The sequence below is a fragment of the Streptomyces sp. NPDC020192 genome (genome assembly GCF_044388685.1).
Classification (GTDB): domain Bacteria; phylum Actinomycetota; class Actinomycetes; order Streptomycetales; family Streptomycetaceae; genus Streptomyces.
The window spans coordinates 15578-31199 of the sequence record NZ_JBIRXG010000034.1 but is presented as its reverse complement, the minus strand read 5'-3'; the positions used below and the strand labels follow the sequence as shown (position 1 = coordinate 31199).

Here is a 15622-nt window from a genome sequence, read left to right as displayed (position 1 = left end):
GCATGCACAGAATGAGACTCAGGCTGTACGGCGCCGCCTTCCTCGCCGTGCTCGCGCTGCTGCTGTCGCTCGCGGTGGCCGTCTACCAGCAGGCGTTCGCGTCCGTCGTGCCCGTCACCCTTGAGGCCGGCACCCTCGGCAACCAGCTCGATCCACGCGCCGACGTCAAGCTGCGCGGGCTGCTGGTCGGCGAGGTCCGCGAGGTGCACGCGGACGGCACGAAGGCCACGCTCGACATCGCGCTCGATCCCCGGTACGTCCCGTACATCCCCTCGGACGTGCACGCCCGCCTGCTGCCCAAGACGCTGTTCGGCGAGAAGTACGTCGACCTGGTCCCGCCCCCGGGTGCTGCGCGGACGTCGGCTCGGCCCATCCGCGCCGGCGACGTCATCACCCAGGACCGCACGAAGGTCGGCATCGAGGTGCAGCAGCTGATGAACGACCTGCTGCCGCTGCTGCGCACGGTCCAGCCGGGTGAGCTGAACGCCACGCTCTCCGCGTTCGCCACCGCGCTGGAGGGCCGCGGCGACCGGATCGGTGACAACCTCACCCGGGTCGAGGGTTATCTGCGCCGTCTCAACCCGCACATGCCCTCCCTCAAGGAGGACATCTCGCGGTTCGCGGACGTCGCCGAGGTGTACGGTGACGCCGCGCCCGACCTGATGCGGATCCTGCGCAACACGGTCACCACGAGCCGCACGATCGTCGACAAGAAGGACCAGCTGGCCGCCGCGCTCCGCTCGACCGCTTCCGTGGCGGACACGGCGAACGGATTCCTGTCCGACAACGGCGACCGGCTGATCACCCTGGGCCGGGTCTCCCGCCCCACGCTGGAGCTGTTCGCCCGATACTCCCCCGAGTACCCGTGCCTGCTCCAGGGACTGGTCCGGCAGGAGAAGGCCTCGGAGGACGCGTTCCGGGGCGGCGAGATGCGGATCACCCTCGAAGTCGTCCGGCCGCAGGGCGCGTACCAGCCCGGTGAGGAGCCCGTGTACGGCGAGAAGTCCGGCCCGGACTGCCGTGGCCTGCCGCATCCTCAGGTGCCCGGCCCGAAACCCCATCTCGATGACGGTACGTCGGCCGGAGGTTCCGGCGGCGCACTCCCCGGAGGTGTCAACGTGTCCGCCACCCGGGCCGAGCAGCGGGCCGTCGGCTCGCTCGTGGCCCCCGTCCTGGGCGTCCCCGCCGACCAGGTGCCGCCCGTCACGACCCTGCTGTTCGGTCCGCTCGCGCGCGGAACGGCGGTGAGTGTCGCATGAGCAGGTCAGGAGCCCGGCAGACCGCCGCCCCGCTGGTCAAGTTCAGCCTCTTCGCACTGGTCACGATCACGGCGACGGCGCTGCTCGCCGCCACCATCGTCAACTTCTCCTTCACCCCGAAGGACACCTACCACGCCGTGTTCACCGACGTCACCGGGCTGGAGACCGGCGACGACATCCGCGTGGCCGGAGTACGGGTGGGAGAGGTCGAGGGCATCCGGGTCAAGGACCGGACCCTGGCGGAGGTCACGTTCACCGTCAGCGCGGACCGGCCGCTGCTCGCGGGGACCCACGCGGTCGTCCGCTACCGCAACCTGGTCGGGCAGCGGTACATCGCGCTCACCGAGGGCCCCGGAGACGTCACCGCCCGGCTGCGGCCGGGCGGCACCATCCCGCTGTCCCGGACCCAGCCGGCGCTGGACCTCAACGCCCTGCTGAACGGCTTCAAGCCGCTGTTCGCCGCGCTCAGCCCGAGCGACGTCAACCAACTCGCCACCGAGATCGTCCAGACCCTCCAGGGCGAGGGCGGCACGGTGAACAGCCTCCTCGCGCACACGGCCTCGCTCACCACCACCCTCGCCGACCGCGACCAGCTGATCGGCTCGGTGGTCGACAACCTCAACACCGTCCTGGACACGCTCGACAAGCGCGGCTCCCGCTTCTCCGGGCTGCTCACACAGCTGCGCCGGGTGGTCTCGGGGCTGGCCGCCGACCGGGGGCCCATCGGGGAGTCGCTGGTGAGCATCGGCGACCTCACCGACGTCACGTCGGGGCTGCTGAAGGACGCGCGTCCACCGCTGAAGGACGACATCGCAGGGCTCGGCGATCTCACCGGAACGCTGAACAAGAACGAGCACACCGTGGAGGGCGTCCTGAAGCGGCTGCCGAACAAGCTCAACGCGCTGACCGGGACGGCGTCCTACGGCTCCTGGTTCAACTTCTACCTCTGCGACTTCGACGGCCGGATCGTGCTGCCGAAGACCAAGCAGGTGATCACCCCGGACCTGCACGTGGCGCGGGCGAGGTGTGGCGGATGAGACTGCGTGTCCCAAGGCGGCGCCGCCGCCCCGAGCCTCTGGTGAAGGTACGGGTCCTGCCGCCGAAGCTGCCGAGACTCCCCCGGCTGCTGCCGAGGCGCAAGGCCCGCCCCCAGCCTCTGGTGAAGGTGCGCGTCCTGCCGCCGAAGCTGCCCACGATCCGGCTGAAGCGCCCGCGCCTGAAGCCCTTCCGCGAGCGGAACCCGGTCGTCATAGGCGCCGTCGGCCTCACCGTCCTCGCGCTGCTCACGTTCGCCGCCTTCAACGCCGACAGCCTGCCGCTGATCGGCGGCGGCACCACCTACAGCGCGGCCTTCTCCGAGGCCGGCGGGCTCAAGCCGGGCGACGAGGTACGGATCGCCGGGGTCAAGGTCGGCAAGGTCGAAGGCGTCGACCTGGACGGCGACCACGTCAAGGTCACCTTCAAGGTGAAGGGCCACCCCGGGTTCGGCAACGACACGGGCGCGGCGATCCGCGTCAAGACGATCCTCGGCGCAAAGTACCTGGCCCTGTACCCGAAGGGGCCCGGCCAGGTGAAGCCCGGCAGCGAGATCCCGCTCGGCCGGACCGTGTCGGCGTACGACGTCGTCCAGGCCTTCAGCGACCTGACGACCACCACCGAGGCGGTCGACACGGACCGGCTCGCGAAGGCACTGGACACGATCTCCCTCACCTTCCAGGACTCCCCCGAGGAGGTGCGGGCCTCGATCAAGGGACTGTCACGGATCTCCCGGACCGTCGCCTCCCGTGACCAGGCGCTGCGCGGGCTCCTCGACCATGCGAACGGGGTCACCAAGGTGCTGGCCGGTCACACCAAGGACTTCTCCGCGCTGGTGAAGGACGGTGACGCGCTGTTCAAGGAGATCGACAACCGGCGCGCGGCGATCCACACGCTGCTCAAGAGTTCCGCGCTGCTGGGCATCGAGCTGTCCGGCCTGGTCGACGACAACAGCAAGGAGATCGGGCCCGCACTGAAGAACCTCGACACCTTCCTGAAGATGCTCGAACGCAACCAGGCGAGCCTCGACCGCAGCGTCCAGCTCCTCGCGCCCTACGTGCGGCTCTTCACCAACACCCTCGGAAACGGCCGCTGGTTCGACTCCTACGTCCAGAACCTCGTCGCCGCCCCGGTCACGCCACGGACGGGAGGCACCCGATGACCCGCAGACTCCTGGCCCTGTTCACCGCGCTCGCGGTCGTCGCGGGCCTCGCCGTCGTCCTCTGGCCGGGCCCCGGCCGCGTCCGCGTCACGGCGTACTTCCCGCGCACCGTCGGCATCTACCCCGGCTCCGACGTCCGCGTCCTCGGCGTCCGCATCGGCGAGGTCAGGAAGATCACGCCGGAGGGCGACCGGGTCCGGGTGGAGCTGGAGTACGACCGGGGACGCAAGGTCCCCGCCGGCGCACAGGCCGCCATCGTCAACTCCTCGGTGGTCAGCGACCGTTACGTGCAGCTGCTCCCGGTGTACCGCAAGGGCGCGGTCATGCGGGACGGAGACGTCATCCCCGACTCCCGTACGGCCGTCCCCGTCGAGCTGGACCGGATCTTCGACAGCCTGCACACCACCGCCGAGGCACTCGGCCCGAACGGCGCCAACAAGCAGGGCTCGCTGTCCCGGCTGCTCGGGGTGAGCGCGGACAACCTCCGGGGGCAGGGCCAGAACCTCAACCAGACGGTGGACGACCTGTCCCAGGCGGTCACCACGCTGTCCGACGGGCGCGGCGACCTGTTCGGGACCGTACGGAACCTTCAGGTGTTCACGGCCGCCCTGGCGGCGGACGACGCCGGCGTGCGGTCGTTCAACACCGAACTCGCCGACGTGGCCGGGCAGCTGGCCGGGGAGCGCAAGGATCTCGCCGCCGCGCTGAAGTACCTGGCCGCCGCACTCGGTGACGTGGCCGGCTTCGTGAAGGGCAACAAGAAGGCGCTGACCTCGGACGTGCAGGGCCTGGCCAAGGTCACCAAGGTCCTCGTCACCCAACGGGCCGCACTGGAGGAGCTGTTGACCGTCGCCCCCACGGGCCTGTCGAACCTGCAGAACGCCTACAACCCCGCCGCCGGCACCCTCGACACCCGCAACAACGCGCAAACCTCTCAGGATCCGTCATCGCTGCTCTGCTCGATCCTGAAGACGACCGGCGACGACCACGACAACTGCGCCGGGCTGAAAAAGCTCTTCGACTCCCTGCCTGAGGTGCCGTCGGCCCCGGCGTCGACGGGCACGGTCGACAAGACCCTCGGCGGAATCCTGGGGGCACCGGCATGAGCGTGAAGCGCGTGGGGCGGGTGGCCGCCTGGACGGCGATCGGCTCGCTGCTGCTGACCGGCTGCGAGTTCAACGGCTGGTACGACGTCCCGCTCCCCGGCGGCGCCGCCTCGGACGGCCACGCCTACCACGTCACCGTCGAGTTCCGGGACGTCCTGGACCTGGTGCCGCAGTCGGCGGTCAAGGTCGACGACGTCACCGTGGGCACGGTCGAGAAGGTGGAACTGGACGGCTGGCACGCGCGGGTGCGGCTGCGCATCGCCGACTCGGTGAAGCTGCCCGGCAACGCGGTCGCCGACCTGAGGCAGACGAGCATGCTCGGCGAGAAGTACGTCGCCCTGTCCGCGCCGGCCGGCACCGCGCCCGTCGGACGGCTCCACGACGGCGACCTCATTCCGCTGTCCCGCAGCGGCCGCAACCCGGAGGTCGAGGAGGTGCTGTCGGCCCTGTCCGCGCTGCTCAACGGCGGTGGGGTGGCCCAGCTGAAGACGATCGCCGTCGAGCTGAACAAGGCCCTCGGCGGGCGCGAGGACCGGGTCAGGTCCCTGCTGAAGCAGCTCGACACGTTCCTCGGCGGCCTCGACGGCCAGCGGGCGGAGATCGTGCGCGCACTCAAGGGCGTCGACCGGCTGGCGAAGCGGCTGAAGAACGAGAGGCAGACGATCGCCCTGGCCGTCGACACCATGCCGCCCGCCCTGAAGGCCCTCGCCGACCAGCGCAGGAACCTGACGAAGATGCTCACCGCCCTGTCCACACTCGGCAAGACCGGCACCAGGGTGGTGAACGCCTCCCACGACGACACCGTCGCCAACCTCAAGAAGCTCCAGCCCATCCTGCAGGAGCTGAACAAGGCGGGCGACGACCTGCCCAACTCCCTGGAGATCCTCACCACTTACCCGTTCCCGCGCAACGCGACGGACGCCATCAAGGGCGACTACGTCAACCTGAGGATCACCGCCGACCTCGACCTGGCGGACCTGTACGGCAACGTCACCGGCAAGCCGGGCAAGCGCGGAAAGTCCCCCGCCCCCGGGACCCCGACCCTTCCCGGCCTGCCCACTCCCGCCCCTCTCCCGTCCGTCCCGTCCCTGCCAGGCACCCCGACCGTGCCCCCCGTGCCCTCCGCACCCGCCGTGCCCTCGACGCCCTCCGACGGCAGCACCCTGCTGTGCCCGCCCGTGTGCACCGCGGCTTACAGCACCGCGGGCGGCTCGCGTCGCCTCCCGCCCGGGATCGATCTCGGCCTCGCCGAGCTGATGCTGAAGGGGATAACGCCGTGATCACACGTACGGTCAGGGCCCAGCTGCTCGCCTTCGCGACCGTCACCGCCCTCGGGGTGTCGTACGTCGGCGCCCGGTACACGGGCCTCGTGGACGACGTCCTGCACCGCGGGTACACCGTGCGCGCCGACTTCGCCGAGTCCGGGGGCGTCTTCCCCGGCGCCGAGGTCACCTACCGGGGCGTACCGGTGGGCCGTGTGGGCGATCTGCAGCTGACCGGGTCCGGGGTCTCGGTGGCGCTGAAGATCGAGGACGGCGCCCCGAGGATCCCGGCCGACACGCTCGCGGTGGTCGCCGACCGTTCGGCGGTGGGCGAGCAGTACGTCGACCTCCAGCCACGGCGGTCGGGCGGGCCGTACCTCATGGACGGCAGCCCGATCCCGCGCAGCCGCACCCGGACCCCGCTGCCGGTCGCCGACCTGGTCCTCAGCCTCGACCGGCTGGTCAACTCGGTCGGCAAGGACGATCTGCGGGTCACCGTGGACGAGTTGGGCAAGGCCTTCGCCGGCACCGGACCGAACCTGAGCCGGCTGGTGGACTCCGGCAACGCGCTGGTGGAATCGGCATCCGAGTCGCTCCCCCAGACGGTCTCGCTGATCGAGGACTCGCGGAAAGTGCTCAAGACACAGGCCGACCAGGGCTCGGCCATCAAGTCGTTCTCCCGCGACCTGGCCACGCTCACCGAGCAGCTGAAGTCGAGCGACGGCGATCTGCGCAGGCTGATCGGCAACACCGAGCCCGCCGCTCAGCAGTTGGACTCCCTGCTGAAGTCCACGCGTCCGCACGTACCGGTCCTGCTGGCCAACCTCATCAGCGGCGGCCAGATCACCCTGGCCCGGCTGCCCGGCGTCGAACAGTCCCTGGTCACGCTCCCGCTCACGGTCGCGGGCAGCTACACGGTCATCCCCGGCGACGGCACCACCCACTTCGGGCTGACCGTGAACGCCGACGACCCGCCCGCGTGCACCCAGGGCTACGGCACCCAGCGGCGCGACCCCGCCGACACCGGCACGCGCCCGGCGAACACCGGCGCGCGCTGCACTGCACCGCGCGGCAGCAAGACCTCGGTGCGCGGTGCCCAGAACGCGCCCGGCCCGGCCACCGGCCGGTACAGCGCCGACCAGGCCGCGTTCGTGGCCCCGTACGACCCGGAGTCCGGCACCGTGACCGGCCCGGACGCAGCGCCCGTCGAGATCGGCTCGACGGGCGGCGAACAGACCGTGTTCGGAAAGGAGTCCTGGCAATGGCTGCTCGTGGGACCGATGGCGTGACAGGGGGCCGGGCGAGGCTGCTGTCGGCGGGGCTCGTCGCCGCGACCGTGCTGACGACCGTGCTGTGTGTCTGGCTGGGCCTGAAGCTGGCCGACCAGCGCGCGGCGGAGCAGCGCCGTCAGGACATCATGGCGGCGGCCCGCCAGTCGGCGCTGAACTTCACCTCGCTCGACTACCGGCACTACGACCGGGACAGCCGCACCGTGCTGCAGGGCGCCACGGGCGACTTCAAGAAGCAGTTCGCCGCGCAGACCGCGCAGCTGACGAAGCTCGTCGCCCAGAACAGGTCGGTGTCCGAGGGGCAGGTCCTGGAAGCGGGCATCGTGCGGTCCGACGCGCGCTCGGCCCGGGTCCTGGTCGTCGCCGACAGCAAGGTGACCAACACCGCGGCGCCCGAGGGCCAGGCCCGCACCTACCGGCTCCAGCTCGACCTCGTGCGCGTGGCCGGCCGCTGGCTGACCTCCGATGTCACGTTCGTGGGCTGACCCGACTGTGAGGCCGTCAATGAGGAGAGACACCGTGGCGAACCCGACCTCCCGCACCCGCGGCACCGGATCCCCGGCCCGCCGCACCATGACCGCGGCCGCCCGCGCGGCGGCCAAGCGCGCTGCCCGCCAGGAAGAGGGCGCCGTACCCGGGCGCACCCTGCTCGTCGAGCCGCCGGCGGACGGCTGGGAGGACCCGCCGGAGCCCGAGTCCTTCGAGGATGAGCCGGAGGAGAGCGCGCCCTCGCGCAGGGTCGGACGGAGCGTGCTCACCGCGGTGCCGGTCCTCGTCCTCGTGGCGGCCCTGGTCGTGGCCGCCGTCCTCGGATGGCAGTACCGGCAGGGGCGGCAGGCGGAGCAGGCCCGCGGCGAGGCGCTGGCGGCCGCGCGGACGGCGGCGCCGGTCGTGCTGTCGTACGACTACCAGCATCTGGACCGGGACTTCGCCCGGGCCCGCGCCCTGCTGACCGGGCACTTCCGCGACCAGTACGGCAGGACGACGAAGACGGTGGTCGCGCCGACAGCGACCACGTACCACGGCGTGGTGAAGGCGACCGTGGCCACGCCCTCCGACGGCGGCACCCCTGCTGCGTCCGTCGTGTCGGCCACACCGGACAAGGCCGTCGTCCTGCTCTTCGTCAACCAGGTCACCCAGAGCACCCAGGTCCCGGCACCCCGGCTGGACCTGAACCGGGTGCGACTGACGCTCACGCACACCTCCGACGGCTGGAAGGTGAGTGGCGTCGACGCCCTCTGACCAGGCGGGGAAGGCAGCCTCACCGCTCAGAGGAGGTCACGACGAGCTCCAACCGTCTCCCGCCGATGTGGACGGGCAGGGTCAGGAACGGCTGAGGGCCAGCAGGTGGTGCAGGGCGAGACGTGGCAAGGCTCCGGGCGTGTGGTTGCCACTGATGCTTCGGTGAGCGTCGTCGAGGGTGACGCGCCGCACGATCCGCTCGCCCTCCTGGCGCAGCAGACCAACCAGGATATGGAGCGTGGCGTGGCAGTCACCGAGAGCCGTATGCGAACCGATCGGGCCGCCGGAAACGTACAGTTCGGCTAGTGCGGGGATGGTGCTGTGGCCTTTGCGGGCGCCGAACAGCCTTTGATGGATACGTATCGGGTCAATCGCCTCCAGATGTTCCACGCCGACTCGGGCGGCCAGTGGCCGGAGGCTGTGGCGCCGGCATTCGGCATCCAGCAACTCCAGGTCGAATTCGGCGTTCGCCACCACCAGGACCGCACCTTCACGAAGGTGCTCGGCTATCGCTTCCAAGGCGTGGTCGAGCGTCTGCGCAGGACTCCCGCCCTCGGCGTGCAGCAGGGAGTCGTCGATGCCGTTGACCGTGTAGGCGTCGGCTGGCATGGGGACCCCGGGGTTGATCAGATGACTGCGCCACTTCCGCGGGGCGTGGTCGGCCAGCAACCACGCCAGTTCGACGACGCGGTCTCGGTCGGTGTACGTGCCGGTGGTTTCCGTGTCGAGCACCAGTACGGAGGGGCCAGGGAACCAGCGCTTTCCCAGCAGGGAGTCTCGGCGCTCCTCTGCAAGAGCGCGTTCGATCAGGTCGGTGTCGGTGGCCCTGGCGGTCTGCTGAAGCCAGTGAGCGATCCCATGGGCCGGCACGTGGTCCGACCAGCGGCGGAACAGGCCTGCGGGCTCGGCGTCCATGTTCCGGTAATGAGCGAAGAGTTGGTGGGCGCCGCCGGGGCCTCGCAGGACTCCCACGAAAGCCCCGTCGATGGTGCGATCGGACTGCTCACGAGTGAAGATCAAGCGCCAGTCGTGGACGATCTCCTCACCCGGCCGGAGATGCACGCCCTGGGGCCGCGTGTCCCGGGCTCGCTCACGCATGTCCAGGTCGTACCACTCGGCCGACGGGTCCCCTGGGGCGTAGTCCGGAGTACAACTCCACCCATTCGGGAGCGCCTCGAGCAACTCATCCATCAGGGCCTCAGGCTGGCGGTCGAGCGTGGGCACAACATCTCCATAGGGCCGAGACACGTGATCAGTCGCTTCAAGATCTCCAGCGGGCTGCCCATTCCCGCAACCGGACCAGATCCCGCCACGGCAACCCGGTCCGAACCCGATGCGTGCCGTTCGAGATGCATTCCGTCGACGTCGGTGTCCGGGGCCGCTCCAGATCGGCTCCCGGGACGACAGTCCGAGCATGGCGCGTCGGCGAGGGACGGCCGCTATTCCAGCCACATCCTGTCGCGCATGATGACTCTCCCGCGTAGTTCCGGCTCGCCGCGCCAGGCGCGCACAGTTCTCGGGACCACGCGTACATACAGAAAGGAACCCTCTTCCAGGCGTGGATCCCACCCGAACTTGTCGGCGAACGCCTCCGCCGCGTGTCCGGGCACCTCCTGGTCCGGGAAGCACTCCGCCTCACCCTGGAGGAGCACGACGTCGAAGGTGTCCGGTAGCGACAGGCGCACGCGCGGTTCTTTGCGGACGTTCCGCGCAGTCACGGAAGTGGCGCTGGTGCACATCCACACTGCTCGCCCATCCCACAAGAACCACAGCGGCACCTGGTGCGGCCCGTGATCAGGGTGTGCCGTCGACACCCATACATCCCGCTCGTTGACGAGCCGCTCAAGAGCGTCGCGCATACGCTCCGCCGGCTGGCGACGAACGATTCCCGTGGTCTCCATGAGGACCGACCCTAGCCAAGCAGGCGCGAAGCGCGCCTGAGGCTCAGGACCTACGCCCAGCGACCGATGAACCCCTCAGCTTTTGGCTCAGGGCGACCGACTTCGGTGCTCAGAGCGGCCATCAGCGGGATCGGGGCGCCCGGCATGGGGCTGTGTGCGTGTTCGTCGGCGCGGACGACGGCGAGGAAGGCATGGGCCAGCGTTGCGAGGGTGACCCAGTGGGCCCAGGAAGGGTAGCGGCGGACCTGGTGCCCATCCAGTCCGGCCAGCCCGTTCTCACTTTGGAACATCTGGAACCTGCGACCTTGACCAGGGTGGCCAGGGGTGCCGACGTGGTGGAGTGACAGCGGCAATAGGCGAGTTCACCGGTGGTGCGGTTGCGACGGACCAGGAGCTGGTGGTGGCCAGTCGTAGAACCGCTGTCCCTTCGCGCCGCGTCCGGCCGAAAGCTCTGGTGGCCATGGTGGTAGCCGAGAGAACCAGCGGCTCTTGTCGGGTTGCTGATCGAGACCGAGAGCCCCCGCCGGGCGATGTGCATGCCGGGCCAGAGGCACCACCACAACCCCTGTCGAACCGACTTGGCTGGTGCGGACTCTTTCACCACGCGGAACTCGAACTCCGTCTTGCCGTCCTTGCGTTTGATCCGTACGTCGACCTTGGTCTGCGGCCAGGCCACGGTGCCGGCCACGGCGGCAAGCGCGGGCCCCGCCAGGTCGGCGCCCAGCCGGGTGTCGGACGGCGGGTCCGCGAGCACCGGTCCGGCAGCGTCGCGGATGGCGGGGTCCTCCACGAGTTCCACGAGGACTCGACGGGCGGCCGCGTACTGACCGGGCCGATCGAGTTCGGCCAACTCGGCGCCGCTGTACCCGCCCTCCCGGAGCAGGGCCAGCAGCAGTTCCCATGCCTCGTCCTGGTCCATGGGCAAGGCATGGGGCGAGCCGTCGGCCGTGAGATCCTCGGTCACTTCCTGCAGGGCCAGGATCAGCGACGTGTCGTCGAGTCCGGCGACCACGGACGTGGTCATGTGTGCTGCGGCAGAACGAATCGTCGGGGCCGCTGTCCGCCGGCAGCCCGAGCGCGAGCTTCTCCACCGCCCGGCTCGCCCTCGCCCAGCTCCACCAGGACGACATCGAGCAGGCCTGTGCCACCAGCGGCAGCGTCTTCACCGTCATGGACGGCGCCCCCATCCCAGGCCGGGGACGCCAGCTCCTCGGCGACTTCCAGCGCGACCCGACCGCCCGCGTCCCTTCCGCGCACATCGCGCACGCCGGGATGGACCGCTACAGCAGCGAATGGAGCCCCTCGTGACCATCCCCATCGAACTGCGCCACTTCGGGCACGCGGACCTGTCCGCGATCCGGCAGACCCTCCTCAACGTGCACGCGGACGTCTACGCCGACGAGATGGACGACGAATTCAACCAGTGCTTCCCCTGGTTCACCGACCACTGGGGCAGCACCGGCTACGCCTGCGTCATCGGCTACGACGGAGGCGAGCCGGTCGGGTTCGCCTACGGCGCTCCGGCGACTCCGGGCCGGGAGTGGTGGCGCGAGCGCGAGAGCGAACCGCCGGCGGACGACTCGACGTTCAGCGTCTCGGAGCTGGTGGTGCGCCCGCGTCGGCGGAAGACCGGCACCGCCGAACGCCTGCACGCCGTCCAGGCCCTCTACGAGGCGTGGGGGTACACCACCGTCGGCCGCCGGCAGCCCTTCCCGGACAGCCCGAACCACGCCGTCACGCTCCGCCACCTGGTCCCCGCGTTCTCCGGCTCTTTCAGAACGCACACGCGGGCAAGTCCACGCGGCGGCCGGACACATGAGGCCCCGCACCGTGTCCGGTACCCGCCTGCAAGGAGCCCTTCGTTCTCGGGCTGTGGCCGGCGGGAGCGATGACCCCGGCCGGACAGTGCTGCATTCGGCTTCGGCAGGGCGCTGCACGTTCCCGGAACTGTGGCCTCCACCACGGCGAACGTGATCTGGTCCTGGTGAGATCACCGGATGCTCGGTTTCCTCCTCCGTCTCCTGCCTTTCTGGGTCCGCGAGCCCCTGATCATCGCGATCGGGTCCGTTCTCGGTGTACGCATCATGTATCTCGCTGTCCGCGATCACGACCGGGGCGCGGCCGGTCTCGGCGTGGTGTTCATCGTGTTCACCGCGATACGCGTCTACGCGGTGGTCCGGGCGCTGCGCGCACGCCGGATCCCGAGTCCGGTGGCCTGCGCAGACGAGGCGGCGGTCGATGCCGCCGCCCAGGCACAGGCCGGAGCCGGGCAGCGTCCCGGCCCGGACACTCCTCAGAAGGAACCCAACGCGTGGGGCCAGGCCGTCGCGGCCGTGGCCGTGTTCGGGGCACTCGCGGCCGCGCTGTGGGTGGCCCCGCGCGTGCTGCCGTCCGACGACAGCACGCCGCAGCCTGCCTCGTGTCCGGGCAGGGCAGACGAGGAACTGCCGAGGGCCTACAAGAAGACACCCGAGGCTGTGACCGGTGACGAGCTGTGCACCGCGCTCAACCGGCCCGACCTGGCTCGGCTCCTCAAAACACCTGAAGAGAGAGCGACCACGGCTTCCGGCACCAGCAACACCGCTCCCCTGACCGATGGCAAGGTCGCCCAGCCGGAGGCCGAGGTCACGTTCGACACGTACACCGTGAACCTCTCGGCCACTTACAACGACCTGTCGACTGCCCAGTACGTGAAGCTGATGACGATCGGGGGCGAGAAGGAAATCAAGACGGGCACGGTTCTCGGCCGCCCCGCAGTCTTCTCCTCTGATCACACCATGAAGTTCAAGATCAGTCTCGAAAGCGGCGGATCCGGCGGACCGGTCGAACAAGGTCCCCTGGCCAGGACGCTGACCGTGGCCCTCGACGGGAAGGACCGGGGCGGCTCCTACGCCATCACCGTGTGGAGCACGTCCGGAGCCCTCCCGGACGACAGCGTTCTCCTCGACATCGCCGAAAAGGTTCTTCCGACGATCCCCGAACGGAGTGCTCGATGAGACCTCTTGCCGCCGGTCCCGGCCAAGCCGGGTGATGATACGGATTCCGAGAAGCCCGAAATCACCCGTGGCGTCCCCGGGCCGGCGGCACCCAAGCGCCTACCCGGTGGCGTAGTTGGAAGCCATGTCGATCCACCGCGCGGCGGAGAGCTGACCGCATAGCCGGCGTTCTGGGCGGTCCGGCGCACTCCGTCCGCGCGCCCACCTCACCCCTGCGGCGCCGTCATGCACCCGTCGGGCGGTCCGCGTTCAGTCCGCACTCAGGACAAATGACGCCTGTGCCTTTCCGAATCCCGGTGCCGTCAGCTCCACCAGATATGTTCCCGCCTCCGCCGTACCCGAGGGAGGCGCCGCGCACCGGGGGGCGCTCGGTTTCCGGTTCCACTGCACGGTGTTCGTGACGGTGCCGTGGGCAGGCGCAAGGAACAACCGGCTGTCGGCGGTTCCGGGGCAGTCGGCCGAGGACCAGTAGGGGTCGGTACCGTCGGCCATTGTGAGGGTCAACACCGCCTTCCGCGGCCCGAGATCGACCTTGCAGTCGTTGTCCGAGGAGTTCTTCGCCGTCACCAGCACGGTGGGTGCCTCAGCGTGCGTGTAGGTGTTGTGGAGGCTGCGTACGGTTAACTCCACGGCGGTCGGGGTGCAGGCGGGGAGAGCGTTGCCACCGGACGCTGCGGCCTTCGGTGATCCCGAACCGCCGTCACCTCCCTTGCTGTTGGTGTGCGACGCCTTCGGGCTGGAGGAGCCAGGTGCGGCTGAGGTCGTCGATCCGGCCTTGTCCGACCCCGTGCCGCGTCCGTTGGTGCTGCCCTTGCCGTTGTAGGTGACGATGGCCCAGGCCGTGACGCCGAGTACGCCGAGGAGAGCCAGTACGGAGAGCACCCGCCCTGCCAGCCGGAAGCCACGCGCCGTGCGCGCCGATCGGGGCGTGCCTGCCAGGGCGCCCATCGCGGTGCTCATGTGTGCCGTTGTATCGGAGTCTGGACGCGCAACGGACGGTTGCGGTGAACGGCCCGACCGCGTGTTCGGCGTCCTCGGCGGCGGCAGGAAGGAGAAGTCGTCGGCCGGGATGTCGGTGACGATCCGCAGCGTCTGGGGCTGCCCGGCCTTCCGGTATGTCCGGTGCAATTCCGTGATCCGGTCCTGGACGGACCGCTGGAACTCCTGGAGGCCGAGTGCCGCCGTACCGGGGTGGGCGGCGATGACGTCCGACACCGACCGCGAGAAGATACTGAATGATTCGCCGGGGCGCACACCGGCCACAGGGTCGACGGTCTTGTCCCGCGAGCGCACGAACAGCGCAAACTGCCCCGGCGAGCAGGCGTAGACGTAAGCCACCTTGCGGCGCAGCGCGGCGCTGACCCTCTGCCGGCCCCACTGCCGGACACTCGCAACGCCCATCGACTCCTGCTCGATCCCCTCCCGGCAGGCGTCGATCAGAAAGACGACGCGACCCGCGGAAGTCTCGTCGAGGTGTGCGCGCCAGTCGATCGCCACGCACCCGGATTCGAAGGGGTGCGTGTCCTCCTGGATGTCCTCCGGGACGAGGAAGTCGCGCCCCCCGGCGTGCACTCCGTGCCCGCTCAGCAGGATGAGCAGCGTGTCGTCCGTGCCGGCACGTCTGAGGAATCCGGTCACCTGGCCGTCCACGAAATTCCGCGACACCTGCTTGCCGTCTTCTCGCCCGGCCACGACCAGAACGTCGAAGCCTCGGTCCTCGAGCACCGATCCGAGACGGGCGAGGTCATTGGGAACGAAGGGAAGCGGGGGGACACCGCGCATCTCGTAGTCGCTCGCCCCGATGAGCAGAGCTCTATGCCGTGCCATCACGCACCGGTCACTGCTTGAAGACCAGCGTGATGCCATGGCCGCGCTGGATCTGCGCGCTGCCGATGAACTGCACACCACCGCTCGCGGTCACCTGGAAGGACAGGTGCGCCTCCCGCAACGGAAGTGGCCCTCCCCGGGCGGCAGCCTCGGTGAACACCTGCTGCAAGGCGTCCACGGCGTCGGCAAGATTCTTGCGCAGGGGCCCCAGAGGTACGTTCCTCAGCCGCACCTCCGCATCCCCGACACCGAACAGGCCCATGGAGTCGCCCTCGTCCTCGGGCTCAGCGTCCTGATCGTCGCACGACACCCAGAACGGCAGCGCCGGTTCGTCGGGCGGTCCTGCGGCTGTAGAACTCATGGCTCCCCCTCGGTCAGTGACGGCAGATCAACTGTACGGAGCCAGAGCCGTGTTCGCGCCCACAGCGCCCAAACCGGTGGCCTTCCCTGCCCTGGGCATCGTGGCCGGGAGGAACCAGGACCGGCTGTGGGTCTCCACGAGGAGCCCTGAGATCTCAGGGCTCCTCGTGGTGACGGCTGTGC

The 15622-nt window shown here is 69.9% G+C and carries 16 protein-coding genes; 11 read left to right on the top strand and 5 right to left on the bottom strand.

Translation table 11 applies throughout. The annotated features are described in order from the left end of the window. The first annotated feature begins 2 nt into the window (after positions 1-2). From ACH47Z_RS39935 to ACH47Z_RS39900, 8 genes are read left to right on the top strand one after another with little or no spacing between them, the layout of a single operon-like run. Entirely contained in the window at positions 3-1259 is a 1257-nt protein-coding gene (locus ACH47Z_RS39935) for an MCE family protein (protein ID WP_399083145.1), read from the top strand. Then, positions 1256-2296 (top strand): MCE family protein, encoded by a 1041-nt coding sequence (locus ACH47Z_RS39930; protein ID WP_399083141.1) that lies wholly within the window; start codon positions 1256-1258, stop codon positions 2294-2296. Before ACH47Z_RS39935 ends, ACH47Z_RS39930 begins: the two co-directional genes overlap by 4 nt. Then, positions 2293-3456 (top strand): MCE family protein, encoded by a 1164-nt coding sequence (locus ACH47Z_RS39925; RefSeq protein ID WP_399083138.1) that lies wholly within the window; start codon positions 2293-2295, stop codon positions 3454-3456. Before ACH47Z_RS39930 ends, ACH47Z_RS39925 begins: the two co-directional genes overlap by 4 nt. Then, entirely contained in the window at positions 3453-4562 is a 1110-nt protein-coding gene (locus tag ACH47Z_RS39920; protein ID WP_399083135.1) for an MCE family protein, read from the top strand. Before ACH47Z_RS39925 ends, ACH47Z_RS39920 begins: the two co-directional genes overlap by 4 nt. After that, complete coding sequence (locus ACH47Z_RS39915; protein ID WP_399083132.1) at positions 4559-5842, top strand: MCE family protein; 1284 nt, start codon at positions 4559-4561, stop codon at positions 5840-5842. Before ACH47Z_RS39920 ends, ACH47Z_RS39915 begins: the two co-directional genes overlap by 4 nt. Further along, positions 5839-7113, top strand: coding sequence for an MCE family protein (locus ACH47Z_RS39910; protein ID WP_399083129.1), 1275 nt, complete (start codon positions 5839-5841; stop codon positions 7111-7113). Before ACH47Z_RS39915 ends, ACH47Z_RS39910 begins: the two co-directional genes overlap by 4 nt. After that, a complete protein-coding gene (locus tag ACH47Z_RS39905; protein ID WP_399083126.1) occupies positions 7086-7598 on the top strand; it encodes a hypothetical protein in 513 nt (170 codons plus the stop codon). The genes ACH47Z_RS39910 and ACH47Z_RS39905 overlap by 28 nt, the downstream gene beginning before the upstream one ends. Positions 7599-7632: 34 nt before the next feature. Next, positions 7633-8355, top strand: a complete 723-nt coding sequence (locus ACH47Z_RS39900) for a hypothetical protein (protein ID WP_399083123.1) — start codon at positions 7633-7635, stop codon at positions 8353-8355. Positions 8356-8436: 81 nt separating this feature from the next. Here ACH47Z_RS39900 and ACH47Z_RS39895 read toward each other — a convergent pair whose 3' ends face one another. The 3 genes from ACH47Z_RS39895 to ACH47Z_RS39885 form a co-directional block, all read right to left on the bottom strand. Continuing rightward, entirely contained in the window at positions 8437-9579 is a 1143-nt protein-coding gene (locus ACH47Z_RS39895; protein ID WP_399083120.1) for a 3'-5' exonuclease, read from the bottom strand. Between the two features lie 215 nt (positions 9580-9794). Continuing rightward, complete coding sequence (locus ACH47Z_RS39890; RefSeq protein WP_399083117.1) at positions 9795-10256, bottom strand: pyridoxamine 5'-phosphate oxidase family protein; 462 nt, start codon at positions 10254-10256, stop codon at positions 9795-9797. Positions 10257-10377: 121 nt separating this feature from the next. Further along, positions 10378-11280: a hypothetical protein gene (locus tag ACH47Z_RS39885; RefSeq protein ID WP_399083114.1), complete on the bottom strand. Its 903-nt coding sequence runs from the start codon at positions 11278-11280 to the stop codon at positions 10378-10380. Between the two features lie 2 nt (positions 11281-11282). Here ACH47Z_RS39885 and ACH47Z_RS39880 point away from each other — a divergent pair, with 2 nt between their 5' ends. From ACH47Z_RS39880 to ACH47Z_RS39870, 3 genes are all read left to right on the top strand, one after another. After that, positions 11283-11564: a hypothetical protein gene (locus ACH47Z_RS39880; protein ID WP_399083111.1), complete on the top strand. Its 282-nt coding sequence runs from the start codon at positions 11283-11285 to the stop codon at positions 11562-11564. Further along, positions 11561-12148 (top strand): GNAT family N-acetyltransferase, encoded by a 588-nt coding sequence (locus tag ACH47Z_RS39875; RefSeq protein WP_399083109.1) that lies wholly within the window; start codon positions 11561-11563, stop codon positions 12146-12148. Before ACH47Z_RS39880 ends, ACH47Z_RS39875 begins: the two co-directional genes overlap by 4 nt. Before the next feature lie 105 nt (positions 12149-12253). Beyond that, positions 12254-13252 (top strand): DUF6215 domain-containing protein, encoded by a 999-nt coding sequence (locus tag ACH47Z_RS39870; protein WP_399083106.1) that lies wholly within the window; start codon positions 12254-12256, stop codon positions 13250-13252. Between the two features lie 249 nt (positions 13253-13501). On the opposite strand, the gene ACH47Z_RS39865 is transcribed toward ACH47Z_RS39870, so the two are convergent. Both ACH47Z_RS39865 and ACH47Z_RS39860 read right to left on the bottom strand, forming a co-directional pair. Then, positions 13502-15118, bottom strand: a complete 1617-nt coding sequence (locus ACH47Z_RS39865; RefSeq protein WP_399083103.1) for a caspase domain-containing protein — start codon at positions 15116-15118, stop codon at positions 13502-13504. Beyond that, positions 15090-15440 carry a hypothetical protein gene (locus tag ACH47Z_RS39860; RefSeq protein ID WP_399083100.1) on the bottom strand — a complete coding sequence of 117 codons (351 nt, stop codon included), beginning with the start codon at positions 15438-15440 and terminating at the stop codon, positions 15090-15092. Before ACH47Z_RS39860 ends, ACH47Z_RS39865 begins: the two co-directional genes overlap by 29 nt. Positions 15441-15622 lie beyond the last annotated feature (182 nt).

Bases quoted from the DNA above. Each gene is read 5' to 3' on its own strand.
- ACH47Z_RS39935 (WP_399083145.1), top strand. From the start codon at position 3: ATGCACAGAATGAGACTCAGGCTGTACGGCGCCGCCTTCCTCGCCGTG.
- ACH47Z_RS39930 (WP_399083141.1), top strand. From the start codon at position 1,256: ATGAGCAGGTCAGGAGCCCGGCAGACCGCCGCCCCGCTGGTCAAGTTC.
- ACH47Z_RS39925 (WP_399083138.1), top strand. From the start codon at position 2,293: ATGAGACTGCGTGTCCCAAGGCGGCGCCGCCGCCCCGAGCCTCTGGTG.
- ACH47Z_RS39920 (WP_399083135.1), top strand. From the start codon at position 3,453: ATGACCCGCAGACTCCTGGCCCTGTTCACCGCGCTCGCGGTCGTCGCG.
- ACH47Z_RS39915 (WP_399083132.1), top strand. From the start codon at position 4,559: ATGAGCGTGAAGCGCGTGGGGCGGGTGGCCGCCTGGACGGCGATCGGC.
- ACH47Z_RS39905 (WP_399083126.1), top strand. From the start codon at position 7,086: ATGGCTGCTCGTGGGACCGATGGCGTGACAGGGGGCCGGGCGAGGCTG.
- ACH47Z_RS39890 (WP_399083117.1), bottom strand. From the start codon at position 10,256: ATGGAGACCACGGGAATCGTTCGTCGCCAGCCGGCGGAGCGTATGCGC.
- ACH47Z_RS39885 (WP_399083114.1), bottom strand. From the start codon at position 11,280: ATGACCACGTCCGTGGTCGCCGGACTCGACGACACGTCGCTGATCCTG.
- ACH47Z_RS39870 (WP_399083106.1), top strand. From the start codon at position 12,254: ATGCTCGGTTTCCTCCTCCGTCTCCTGCCTTTCTGGGTCCGCGAGCCC.
- ACH47Z_RS39865 (WP_399083103.1), bottom strand. From the start codon at position 15,118: ATGGCATCACGCTGGTCTTCAAGCAGTGACCGGTGCGTGATGGCACGG.
- ACH47Z_RS39860 (WP_399083100.1), bottom strand. From the start codon at position 15,440: ATGAGTTCTACAGCCGCAGGACCGCCCGACGAACCGGCGCTGCCGTTC.